Annotated in this window: 4 protein-coding genes; all 4 read right to left on the bottom strand. The window is 68.1% G+C overall.

Going from position 1 to position 12517, the window contains the following annotated elements; all coding sequences use genetic code 11:
- Nucleotides 1–85: 85 nt before the first annotated feature.
- Nucleotides 86–1534, bottom strand: coding sequence for an argininosuccinate synthase (argG, locus tag ACTWQR_RS20305; protein ID WP_443228523.1), 1449 nt, complete (start codon nucleotides 1532–1534; stop codon nucleotides 86–88).
- A gap of 453 nt (nucleotides 1535–1987) precedes the next feature.
- Nucleotides 1988–2335, bottom strand: a complete 348-nt coding sequence (locus tag ACTWQR_RS20300; RefSeq protein WP_443228522.1) for a hypothetical protein — start codon at nucleotides 2333–2335, stop codon at nucleotides 1988–1990.
- 20 nt (nucleotides 2336–2355) lie between these two features.
- Nucleotides 2356–8796: a polymorphic toxin type 30 domain-containing protein gene (locus tag ACTWQR_RS20295; protein ID WP_443228521.1), complete on the bottom strand. Its 6441-nt coding sequence runs from the start codon at nucleotides 8794–8796 to the stop codon at nucleotides 2356–2358.
- Between the two features lie 156 nt (nucleotides 8797–8952).
- The gene (locus ACTWQR_RS20290) at nucleotides 8953–12492 is read right to left on the bottom strand and encodes a LamG-like jellyroll fold domain-containing protein (protein WP_443228520.1); all 3540 of its coding nucleotides are present in this window, start codon (nucleotides 12490–12492) and stop codon (nucleotides 8953–8955) included.
- Nucleotides 12493–12517 lie beyond the last annotated feature (25 nt).

Raw genomic sequence — 12517 nt, 5'->3', positions numbered from 1 at the left:
CCCGGGGCTTCCGACGTCCTGGGGATCCCGGTCTTCCGCCGCCGGTCCGGCCCAGGCGTCCGGGCCGGTGAGCAGGGCCGTCCGCTCAGTCGGTTCCTGACTCCATCGCGGCGCGGTCCAGCAGTTCGTCGTCGTCCGAGACCTCGCCGCGTGAGGCGATGACCTCGGCGCCACCCTGCGGCATGGTGCCGATCAGTCCGGTCGAGGCTGCCTGGGCGGCGCCAATCAGGGCCGGACGGTCCGTGCCGACCATGCCGAGACCCGCGTACTGCTCGAGCTTGGCGCGTGAGTCCGCGATGTCCAGGTTGCGCATGGTGAGCTGACCGATCCGGTCCACCGGGCCGAACGCGGAGTCCTCGGTGCGCTCCATCGACAGCTTGTCGGGGTGGTAGCTGAACGCCGGGCCGGTGGTGTCCAGGATCGAGTAGTCCTCACCGCGCCGCAGCCGCAGCGTCACCTCGCCGATGACCGCCGTGCCGACCCAGCGCTGCAGCGACTCCCGCTGCATCAGCGCCTGCGGGTCGAGCCAGCGGCCCTCATACATGAGGCGGCCGAGTCGCCGCCCCTGCTCGTAGTAGGTCGCCAGCGTGTCCTCGTTGTGGATCGCGTTGACCAGGCGCTCGTAAGCGGCGTGCAGCAGGGCCATACCGGGCGCCTCGTAGATGCCGCGGCTCTTGGCCTCGATGATCCGGTTCTCGATCTGGTCCGACATGCCCAAGCCGTGGCGTCCGCCGATCGCGTTCGCCTCCATCACCAGATCGACCGGCGAGGCGAACTCCTTGCCGTTGATCGTCACCGGGCGGCCCTGGTCGAAGCCGATCGTCACGTCCTCGGTGACGATCTCGACCTCGGGGTCCCAGAACCGCACGCCCATGATTGGGTCCACGGTCTCGACGCCGGTGTCGAGGTGCTCCAGGGTCTTCGCCTCATGGGTGGCACCCCAGATGTTGGCGTCCGTCGAGTACGCCTTCTCGGTGCTGTCGCGGTAGGGCAGACCGTGGGCGAGCAGCCACTCCGACATCTCCTTGCGGCCGCCGAGTTCGGTGACGAAGTCCGCGTCGAGCCAGGGCTTGTAGATGCGCAGGTGGGGGTTGGCGAGCAGGCCGTACCGGTAGAACCGCTCGATGTCGTTGCCCTTGAACGTCGAGCCGTCGCCCCAGATCTGCACGTCGTCCTCGAGCATCGCCCGGACCAGCAGGGTCCCGGTGACAGCACGGCCGAGGGGCGTGGTGTTGAAGTAGGCGCGCCCGCCCGAGCGGATGTGGAACGCCCCGCAGGAGAGCGCGGCCAGGCCCTCCTCGACCAGCGCCGCGCGGCAGTCGACCAGGCGCGCGACCTCGGCACCGTACGCCTTCGCGCGGCTGGGCACCGAGGCGATGTCGGGTTCGTCGTACTGGCCGATGTCGGCGGTGTAGGTGCACGGGACGGCGCCCTTGTCACGCATCCACGCGACCGCGACCGAGGTGTCGAGGCCACCGGAGAAGGCGATGCCGACGCGCTCGCCGGCGGGCAGGGAGGTGAGGACCTTGGACATGGAGAGAGTATGCGCTTAAGCGCATGAATATGCAAAGCCGCCCCGGGGGTGCCCGAGGGCGGCGTCCCCGCAGGATGAGCCCCACTGCGAATGACCTCCCCCGTGGGCCGAAGACCACTGCCGTCGTGAGCCGGATACCGTTGCGCGCGCTGCCGTCGTACGTCAGGGCGAGCAGCGCGCACGCCCAGACGAAGAGCCAGGGCGTCGCCATCAACCGGCCCAACCCATAGGACGTCAGCCCGCCCTCTCTGGCCTCGTCGGCCATCCAGCGCAACAAGCGACAAGCGACAAGCAGCCGACCGACCGACGGTGACGCTTGGGACTTGTCCCGTCTTTGCGGACCTTCATCAGAAGGAAATCGACGCCCATGGTTGCGCTCCAAGTGATTCGGGATCGAGATCACCAAGGGGGCGGCCACCAAAACCCGGCAGCCGCCCCCCACCCGCACGCGGCTCACTCAGATGTGTCGCGGTCCAGATAGGGCTTGAGGTACTCCAGGTATTCCCTGTGCTCCGCGCCGATGACCGCAGCGTCGATATCCCGCAGGGGCGTCAGGTCCGCATCGCCGATCTTGTCCGCGGTGTCCAGTTCGGACAGAGCGTGCAGTTGCGCCTCCAGACACACCCGGGACTCCTCAAAGGAAGCCATCATCGCGAGTGTCTCGGCGATGGCCCGCGCCTCCTTCGCGGAATAACTCCGCATCCAGTCCTCGACACGGTCACTTCCGGACTCCCGCACCCGCTCGTTCTCGCTGACCAGTTCCCTGATCAGCTCGGCCAGCCTTCTACTACCGATACTCATCGTGCTCCTTTCAGATCAGGTCAGTACGGCAGCTTGTACTGGCTGGGCCAGGGAATGTGCGTCGCGTTGGCGGCAGCCGGGTTGTAATTCGGGCTGGCCGGCTTGTGAACATTCTTGTGGTAGAGATTACCGGCGGCGTCCTGGAACTGACCGCCGATCTGGATGCGGACGATGTCACCGTTGGCGGCATGGCTGCCGGCCGGGGCGCTTGGGTCCGCGTCGTGCACCCTGAGTCGCACGGTCTTCCCGGTCACCGGATCTGTCCACTTCCACTTGGCACCCTTTTGTGCTCCCCCTGGTTCGGGAGTCCACTTCTCCTTCACAGCGTTCTTCGGAATCACACTGAGCGGATCCGCGCCTTGCAGATCCCAGCCACCGCCCTTTACACGAGTGGCGTTCTTTACCGGAGGCGTGCCCTTGGGCGCTTTCTTCGTCCCGGTCTTGAACAGTTTCTTCGCCAGTGACTTGAGGAAGCCGACTCCACCCCCGAAGAATCCCGCTACCTCGGCCGCGTTGTCTCCGGCGTCGAAGGCCTGGGAGTCGGTGTCGACACCGTGCTTCTCGACGAAGTTGTCGTACTGGTCCGTGCCGCCGCTGCAGTCCTCGATCCAGCACCACGGGCTGAAGTTCGACATGGCCTCGGCGCCCGACGCGAGATTGTGGCCGATGCCCGCGAGACCGTCCTTGAACGACCCCTCGGCACGCGGGTCCTCGGGCTCCACGTTGGTGTTGCAGCCGGGCTTGTAGGCCGGGTACGTGGCTGAGCAGTCGGTACCTGTGCCGCCGGAGCCCCCACTGCCGTAGTTCGCGCTCCCCATGGTGCTCATGCCGCCCGAGTTGCTGGATTGACTGGCCCGCCAGCGGACGTAGTTGAGCAACGCGATGATGACCCGGATGATGGCCCGGATCATGGCGATGAGGGCGCCGAAGAACTTACCGTCGGGGTCGGAGAAGGTGACCGGGTTGTTGTTGCTGTACGCGTAACCGTTGATCTGCTGCGAGTCGGTGAGATCGGCGACCGGGTCGACGCTGACGAATCGTCCGGTCGTCGGGTCGTACTCACGTGCCCCCAGGTGGGTGAGGCCCGTCGGGTCCTTGGTGCCGCCGACGAATCCCCTGTCCCCGACCCACGCCTTGGCAGCCTGGCCCCGGTCCTCGCCGAAGGGCGTCATCTGACGTCGGGTGACAGCCTGGGTGGTGGCGTCGATCTGTACGCTCGCCGTGCCGTTGTGGTCCGTGGCGATCCACGTCAGTCCCGCCGTTGTACGCGCCGCCACCATCTGGCCGCCGTGGCTGTAGTAGCGGGTGGCCTCGACCTTGCCGCTCGCCTTGTCCAGCCGCAGTTCGGTCTCACCGAGGTAGAGCGTGGTGCCGGTGGTATCCCGCCGGATGAGCCGGTTGCCGTTCGCGTCGTTGAGGTACTCGGTGGTCGTCTTGTCGGCCTCGGTGACCTTCTCGAGCTTGCCCTCCGTGTTCCAGTCGAGGTCCTGAGCCTTGCCGCCGACCGTGCGGGTCTCGGTGTTGCCCGCGGGGTCGTAGGTGTACTGGTTGCCCCCCGTGACGGTTCCGTCGGCCTTCTTGGTCTCGGTCGTGGCCAGGGCGTGCGGGCGCGGCTGTGTGGCGGTCTTGTAGGTATACGTCGTCGTCGCGGGACCGTCCGCGGCCAGATGGTTGGTGGCCGTCTTGCGGTTTCCCGCGCTGTCGAACGTGAAGGACTGCCAGTAGGGTGCCAGGCCCCCGACATTGCTCTTCGTGGGCTCGGTGGCGCAGTCGCCCGTCGCGGTCCAAGCCGCCTTCAGCCGGCGATGGCCGTCATAGGTGAAGCACTGCTTGTCACTCGGGGCGGTCGCCTTGTCCTCGACCTCGACCGGGTTTCCGGCGATGTCGTAGCGGTAGTGGACGTCGGAGTCCGTGCCCGAGTGGGTCTCGGAGACGACACTCTGCCGTGCCAGACGCTTGGTGCCGTCCTGGTACGACCGGTTGATCTCCGTCCAAGCCGCGGAGGACGAGACCCCGAGCGTGGTGCGGATCTGCTCGCCGGCGGGCAGGTAGTCCGTGTTCTGGACGATGCCCGTGAGGCCCTTCAGCGTGTCCGGAAGCCGCGTTCCGGTGTAGCCGTACTCCAGAACCTCCTGGCCGAGACCGCCCATCGCCGGGATGGTGCGCTTCTGCGGCGTGCCGTCGAGGTTGTAGGAGTTGGCGATGGTCCAGGTCCCATTGCTGCCGGCCAGGGCGCCCTCGGTCTTGCTGACGGTGTACTGCTCGCTCAGGACCCGGTAGAGCTTGTCGTACTTGGCGTTGGTGGTCGCGTAGACGCTTCCGCCTTTGCCGCCGACATAGCGGATGGCCGACGTGATCTGCCCCTTGGCGATCGAGTCGTACGTCCAGCGCGTCAGGTATTTCGCGTCCTCGGGGGCCGGTTTGCCGTCGACGACCGGGACCTGGCCGTCGAGCTTCCCGGTGGGACGGCCGATCAGGTCGTAGGTGTAGCCGAGCGTCTTCTTCCGGGCGTCCGTGGTCGCGACAACCTGGTCGAGGTCGTTGTACTCGGAGGAACTGCCGCCCGCGTCGGGGTCACTCGCGTTGGTCTCGCGGCCGAGGAAGTCGAAGCCGTACGTCCAGGTGTTGCCGTTGTCGTCCTTGACCTCGGTAAGCCGGTCCGCGTGGTCGTAGTCGTATGTGATGCGGCTGAAGTCGCTGCTCACCGAGTTGCCGCTGTACTCCAGCTTCTCGACAACGCGGCCGCGCGCGTCCACCTTCTGCCGTACCGCGGGCGCCCCGGCCGGTGGCTCGACGAGCGTGGTGTCGCCGTTGTAGGTGTGCTTGGTGCGGGAGAACTCCTTGCCGTTGGTGAGGGTCTTCTCGACCACCGGGCGGCCCGCACCGTCGTAGGTGACTTCCGTTCCGGCGGGCGCGGCCGTCAAGAGATCGGCGAGCTTGCCGGACGGCGCCGTGGTGTCGACGTAGTCGGACGAGGCCTCGAACTCCAGGCCGCGCGTGTCGTACTTGGTCTCCGTGATCACCCGGCCGGTGCCGGTGGCGGCGGGAGTCTGCGTCTGCTTCAGGCGCAGAAGAGCGTCGTAGATGGCGTAGCGGGTCTGATACGAAGTGCCGTCGTTCTCCATCGACTTGGTCGCGACCCAGGAAGCGGCCGTGTTCTGCACCTTGTACTCGAACTTGTGGTTCGAGGACTGGCCGGAGGCACGGTCACGGTCGGCGAGCCAGACGTCGGTGAGGCGTCCGAGGCTGTCGTACGCCATCTCCGTGCGGTTGCCGTTGGCGTCGGTGGTGGAGAGGTTCACGCCCCACTCGGGCGCGTGCTCCGTGGTCACCGTGTGGTCCAGAGCGTTGGATTCGACGGACTTGGTCAGCGGCCCACCCGCCGCGGGAGAGTACTCGACGTGCTTCGTCCGCGTGCCCTTGGTGTCCCAGCTGTCGGTCAGGCGCCCCAAAGCGTCGTACTTGGCGGTGTCCACCGTCTGGAGTGCGGCCGAGCCGTCCGCCCTGTACCCGGTGACACGCTCCTCTCGCGTGGCGTCACCCTTGGTGGGCGCCTTCCCCCAGGCCTGACCGTCGTAGGACGTTCGCATGTCCGATATCACGTCGGTGGTCTTCGGGTCACTGGTGCGCCGCGGTGTCGCGTCGCAGCCGACGCCCACCGTTTCCACCCGCTTGGGCAGCGACAGAATCCAGGCGTCCGTGTTGGTGGCGTACTCCGTGACCGTGCAGTCCTTCTCCCCCGCCGCGTCCGTCTCCTCCTTCAGCGGCAGACCGCTTGTCGGGTCGTACGTCGTCGACTTGGTGGCCGTCAGCTCACCGCCACCGGACAGGGCGGTGCGGGTCACCGATGAGCCCGTGCGGACCATGTACGCGTTGACGGTGCCGTAGGAGTGCTTGTCCGTGGCGGTCGTGCGGGACCACGGGGTGTTGATCGTGCCGGTGACCTCGCCGCCGGACGTGCCGTTGTAGGTGATCTGCTCCCGCGCCTGGCCCGCGAACTGCTCGGAGTCCGTTTTCGAGACGCCCTTGGAGTCGGTGACCGTCTCCTTGCGCGTGCTGCCGTCGGACTGCTTGTCGCCGTCCATGCCGCGGTAGTAGAGGGCGGTCGACTTCGACTGGGTGCCCGAGGGCTCGCCCGTTGTCGTCGTCACCTTCTGGTAGCCACGCCAGATGCCCCACGTCCGGTACTTGGCCGGCGTGATGGGCGACTCGTCGTCGTACGCCCACGCGCCGCCGCCCGAGTACGTGTAGTCCGTCTGTTTCAGCGGGGAGCCGCCCGTCGGATCGGACTCGGTGACCTGGGTGACGACGTACTTGTGGAACCAGTCGGTGCGCGGCTTGGGATCCGTGCCCGGTGTGGGGTTGGACGGCGGTATCCACTTGACCGGGTAGCAGCGCCGGGTGTTGGCGTCGAGCTTGGACGGGACGTCCGTGTCCGCGACGCAGTCCTCCTTGGAGTAGTTCGCCGTCAGTTTGGAGCCGGTCTCCGAAACGACCGTGCGCACACGCCACTTGATGAAGGGAGCGACGTCGTCACCCGTCCTGTCCACACGGTTGTGGAGCTGGATGCCGCTGAACTTCACCGCGGGGAGCGATGCGTCCGTACCCGCCTTGCCCGTGCGCTGAATCGACTCCAGCCACAGGCCGGCGTCCGAGCCGTCGCCCGGGTCGGGGAACGACTGGTCCAGGTGCCAGGAGTTGACGCTGCGGTAGTCGGTGTCCGCGCCGGTGCCGGAGCCGTCGTACACCTGCGTGGTGACGTCGGTCAGCCTCTTGCGGCTGAAGAACGACGGGCTCGGCTGGTCGGTGCAGGTGGCGTCCGCCTTGCAGATCTGGTCGAACGGGACGTCCGGCCAGGCGTTGCGGTTGGCGGAGGTCAGCGAGCCGCAGGTCTCGCCGCCGGACACCGGGAGGCAGCGCTCGGCGACCGTGAACTTCACCCGGGCGGCGGCCGGCTGGGTCGTCGAGAAGACGGTGTCCGTGCGCTGACCGTAGTCGACGCGCTTGAGCCAGCCGTTGCGGACGTACTCGGTGCCCTTGCCGGTGGAGCCGTTCTTGGCGTAGTGGTTCAGTTCCTTCTCGTACCAGTACGTCATGACGTTGCCGTGCGGGTCCACGACGTAGTCGAGGTTCCACCGCCAGGCCTGCGTCTTGGCGCGGCCGGCGAAGGAGTCACCGCCGGAGTAGCCGGGTTCGCCGGAGTCGTCGCCGTAGACCGGGGCAGTCCAGACCGAGTTGGTCTCCGCCTTGCCGGAACTCCAGCCGGGCAGGCGGTTCTTGCCGAAGACGTACTGGGTGCCGTCGGTCCCGGTGACCGTCCAGAACTCGCCCTTGTCGCCGGTGTCCCCGTCGTCGCCGTTGAGGGCGCCGGTGTCATGGACGACGCGCTCGCCGTCGTCGCTCTTGGGCCGCCACTTGCCGCCCTCCTTCACCAACGGCGTCGACTTGCCATTGAGGACCAGGGAGGCGTTGTCCTCTTTCCAGCACTGGTCGTACTTCTTGTCCTGGCCGTCGTCCTCACAACTGCCGTACGCACGCTCGACGTACGACACGGGGAGGTCGAAGCCCTCGCCGATCCAGGACGGCTGCGCGCTGGTCGAGGAGGTACGGCCGTCCACACTCTGCGCGGAGTAGCCGATGGAGAGGTTCGGAGACGGGCCCGCCGGGGCGGGCGGGGTCTCCAGCGGATAGTTCCAGGTGAAGTCGCCGTTGGAACCGCCCGCCGACCAGGTGGAGGAGGCCGCCAGCGGGGTGGCCTCGTAGCTGCCCTGGTCGGAGGAGGCTGCCGCGGAGAGGGCGAGGACCGCACGGGCGGCCTTCGGGGCGGCGACCTGGGCGGTCACCGTCTCCTTCTCGGCGTCGTTCTCCGAGGCGACCGGCTCGGTCTTGCGGCAGGCCGCCTTCTCCGGGGTGGTCAGGGCGCACTCGGGCAGCCGGACCAGGCGCAGCCTGGAGGACCAGTTGCCGCTGTAGGCGTCGGCGAAGGAGCTGTAGTCGACGGTCGTGGCGGCTTTGCCGCCGCCGGTTCCGGCGACGGTGAAGACGAGGCCCTGGATGCCGAGTTCGGCGGTGGCGCCGCGGTCGAGTACGCGCACCTGGGCCTTGCCGGCGGCATCGGCGGCGGTCGTGGCGGTGGGATCAGTGGCCTTCCTCGCCCGTGCCGCCTTGGGCGGTTCGACCTGCACGGCCGCCGCGGTCGGCCACGTCACCGTGCGCGCGGCCTTGTCCCGCGTCCTCTTGGCGGCGGCCACCGTCGGGTCGTGGACCTTGGTGAGGTTGGGGTCGAAGGGCTCGGCCTTGCCGTACCTGGCCTTCTGCAGGGCGCTGTGCTCGCGGTCGTCGGCAGCCTGCGCCGGTGCGGCACTGAGCAGACCTGCGACGACCGCGGTGGATACGGGCAGGACGACGGCGGCCAGCCGACGGCGGCCCGCCCTGCTCCATGCCCACCTTCTGGGCAGCACTGAGCTGTACCTGGACAACACGTGGGGGGTTCTCCGGATTCTGAAGAGACGGCGTCTGAAAAAACGCCGGGAAGACGGTGAAGAACGAAGTCGTGGCAGAGCGGGGTGTGCGGGACGCCTGGTCCCGCACACCCGTGAGGTGATCAGGTGCGGCCGCTACTCGACCGGCACCGGAGGCTCGTCCACCGTGGACAGTCGCGTGATCTCGGCTTCGGAGAGCACGCCGGCGTAGACCCGCAGGTCGTCGAGCTGGCCGGGCAGGGCGTTGCCCCACTCTCCGTTGTCGTGGCGGCGCGATCCGCCGACCATCAGCGGACCGGCGGGCTGGAAGGCCTCCTCGCTGAGGACGCCGTCCTCGTCACCCTGCCGCTGGCCGGAGACGTAGAGCTTGACCGACCGGTTCACCGAGTCGAAGACGCCCACGACGTGCACCCAGCCGCCGGGCGAGTTGACCTCGTCCGACACCACGGTGGCGGCCGGTCCCCCCACGACGTCCGTCTCGTACCGCCCGAAGTTCCAGTCGCCGATGGATTCGCCGGCTTCCTGGCGGTACCAGAGTCGGAAGGAGTTGCGCTCGGCGCCCGGGTGGGAGAACACCGTCGGCGAGTAGGCCGTGGTGGTGTCGTCCAGCTCACCGTTTCCCAGGTTCGCCCAGCCCGCGACGGTGTAGCTGCCGGACTCGTCGAGGGCCACCGCCGAAGTTGCTCGGCCGAGCTTGGCCGCGTCGAGACCGAGGACGTTGCCGTGCGCCGGGTCGTCGGTCGGGACGAAGGCCGCCCCGGTCTGCAGGAGCAGCGCGTTGCCCCGGCCGGAGGCGTCCGCACCCCTGGTGCCGGAGGTCTCGTCCAGCGCCCAGTTGGCGAGCAGTGCGGCCTCACTGTGGCCCGTCGCCGGGTTCTCGGCGTTGGCGATGGCCTCCAGCTCATTGTCGAAGACGACCCGGTTCCATACCTGGACCTGGTCGAGGTCGCCCTCGAAGTAGTCCGTGAAGCCGCCGCCGGTCTTCATCCGGCCCACCTCGAAGGCGCCCTTCGCCGCCCACGGCGTCGTGTACTCGGTGGCCGCCTGGAGCTGCCCGTTGACGTACAGCCGGATCTGCTTCCTGTTCTGGTCGTAGACGCCCATCAGGTGGGTCCACGCGCCGATGACCGGCGGCTTCTTCGACTGGGCGCGGGTGATGGCCGGGCTGTCGACGTCGGCCGAGTACCGGTTGAAGATCCAGCGGTCCAGCGACTGCGAGTAGTAGATCTGGAAGCTGCCGGCCCGCGTGCCGCTCTGCGTGGCCACGGTGGAGATGTGGTCCTTCGCGGTCAGCCGCGCCCACGCGGAGACGGTGAAGCCGTTGGTGGTGTCCAGGACGGACGTGGCCGTGGAGCCGGAGGCACCGGTGCCGTCGCCGCGCATTCCGCCGCCGAGCCGGGCCTTGTCGGTCCAGGTCGCCGCCGAGGTGAGCGTCAGCGGCCTGCTCCCGCCCGAACTGTCCGCCGCTGTCGTCCCGTTGCCGTCGTCGAGCTTCCAACTCGCCACCGGGTCCGAGCCCTTGGCCACCTTGAACAGGTAGTCGTAGGTGGTGCCCGGGTTGCCCGCGCCGTCGAAGGTCTGCACCCGAAGCGTGTTGGTCAGCCGCTTGTCGGGCGCGGCCTCGATCTCGTACGAGGGAGTGTTGGCCGTGAACGACTTGCTGCCCAGCTTCACGCCGTTGAGCCACCAGTCGTAGCGTCGTACGTCACTGGCGCCGGCGGCGACTTTGAAGGCGGCGGTCATACCGACGCTGCCGTACTCCGGATCGGCGCTGTCGCAGGTCGTGCCCGTGCACTCCGGGTACACGATCGAGGTCACCTTCGGCGCCGGCGGGCCCTTGGAGTCGATTTTGAAGAAGCAGTGGCCCGACCACGGCCCGAACAGGGAGTGCGTGGCGCCCTTGTACGTGTACTTGTACTCGGTCCTGGCCCGGAATTTGTAGGTGGCTCCGTCGTCCAGCGTCGCTGTGGGCACCGTCCCGGCTGTGCCGCTGTCCGTCCAGGTGGACGGCTTCAGCGACGTCGGCGTCGTACTACTGCCCTTGTACAGCTCGAAGTTGGGGCGCAGCGAGGCGTTGGAAGCGTCACTCGAGGTCGGCGTCGCGGTCAGGCGGGGCGTCGTGTCGCGGATCAGCGCCGGGGACGAGGAGGCCGAGCACGAGACCTTCGGGTCGGACATCTTCACGGACGACGGCTTGGCGTTCGGCGGTGTGACGTACGTGATCGAGAGGCGCGGTTTGCGGGAGGCGGTGGCCTGCGCGTCGAGCGGGGACATGAACTGCTTCCACGCGATCGGGTCGCCCTCGTCGGCGCGCAGCCCGAGCGTGGTGAGCGTGTCCTTCGCCTTCGCTGTGTACGCGACGGCGGCCGTGGCGTCGAATTCGATGTCGCCGTCTGGGCAGGTGGACGAATGGCCCTTCGCCGCCGAGACCGTGTCGACCTTCGCGTGCCACTTCGGCGGGTTGTTGCTCCACGTCGTGGACCCGGAGATCTGGCTCGTGCGGTACAGGTCGATGTTCTTCTTGTCGCAGTTCGCGGACCAGATCGCGTACGGCGTGAATGTGGCTCCCAGGATCTTCTTGCCGGCCACCTTGCGGGTGTCGAACTGGAAGAGTGAGCGCGCCTTCTTGTTGTCCACGTAGGCGTCGTAGCCCACGCCGAGTGCGTGCTTGGTCTTCCAGAAGCTGGTGCCGGGCGAGCTGGACCACAGGGTCGTCCAGCCCGTCAGTGTCGCCTTGACCGCCGGAGGGTCGAGGACGACAGGGAAGGTGGTGGCACCGTCGGCGAGGAACTTCTGGTCCGGGACGATGGAAAGGGCGTCGTCAGTGACGCTCGTGTCCATGACGGCCGTGCGGGAGCGGGAGTTGGCGCTGAGTGAGCCGGCGACGGCCGGCGCGGACCTCGCCGACCTCGGTGAGGCCTTCTTGGCCATGGCCTGGGCCGTACCCGCGTCCCACATCAGCGCCGAGCCGCTGGAGACGACCGCGTGCCCGGCGTCGTCGACGAGCGTGGCCGTCCCGGTCTCGTCCGCGCGCACGGACAGCCCCCGGCTCTCGACCGGGAACTCCACCTTCTTCAGGGCGGGGTTGGCCGCGGCCTGACGCGAGTGGAGTACGAGGTGGTAGGTGAACCCGTCCGGATGCGCCTGCACGGCGAGATCGACATCGGGCAACACCGAGCGGTAGACCGCCGACGCTCCGTCGACCTCCGGCTTCGGCAGGGTCCACGGGGACGACACCGCGTACTCCTTGCCGCCGGTCACCAGCCGGGCCAGTGGTACGTCCTTCCCACCACCGGAAAGTCGGACATCCTCCGCCGCACGCGGCGCGAGGCTGCCGTCCGGCCGCTCGACCAGGGTGGTGTCGACGTCGGTCCATTCACCGTTCTTGCGCACCCGCTCGGGCGACGTCGCGGCCTCGGCCGTGAACGTTCCATCAGGGTTCGCGACGACCCGGCTGGTCGCCGACGTCAGCTCGCCGACCTCGACAGCCTGCCCCGAACCGACGGCTGTCTGTGACGCCTTCTGCTCCGCGGTGGCGGCGGGCAGTGTGTCGTCCTCCCAGAACGCCTTACCGCGCGCGGCCTCGTCGGCCGCTCCGTCAGCGGCCGACGCCCCCGTTGTTGTCGCTTCGACCGGAACAACAGCCAAAGCCAGCGCTGCGGAAACGACGGTCATCGCTCCACGCAGCGCTCTTTTGCGA

Origin of the sequence: Streptomyces sp. 2A115 (genome assembly GCF_052245575.1) — a bacterium.
In the GTDB taxonomy this organism is placed as follows: Bacteria; Actinomycetota; Actinomycetes; order Streptomycetales; family Streptomycetaceae; genus Streptomyces.
Note: the sequence above shows the minus strand (reverse complement) of the source record. Positions and strands in the feature narration are given on the sequence as shown.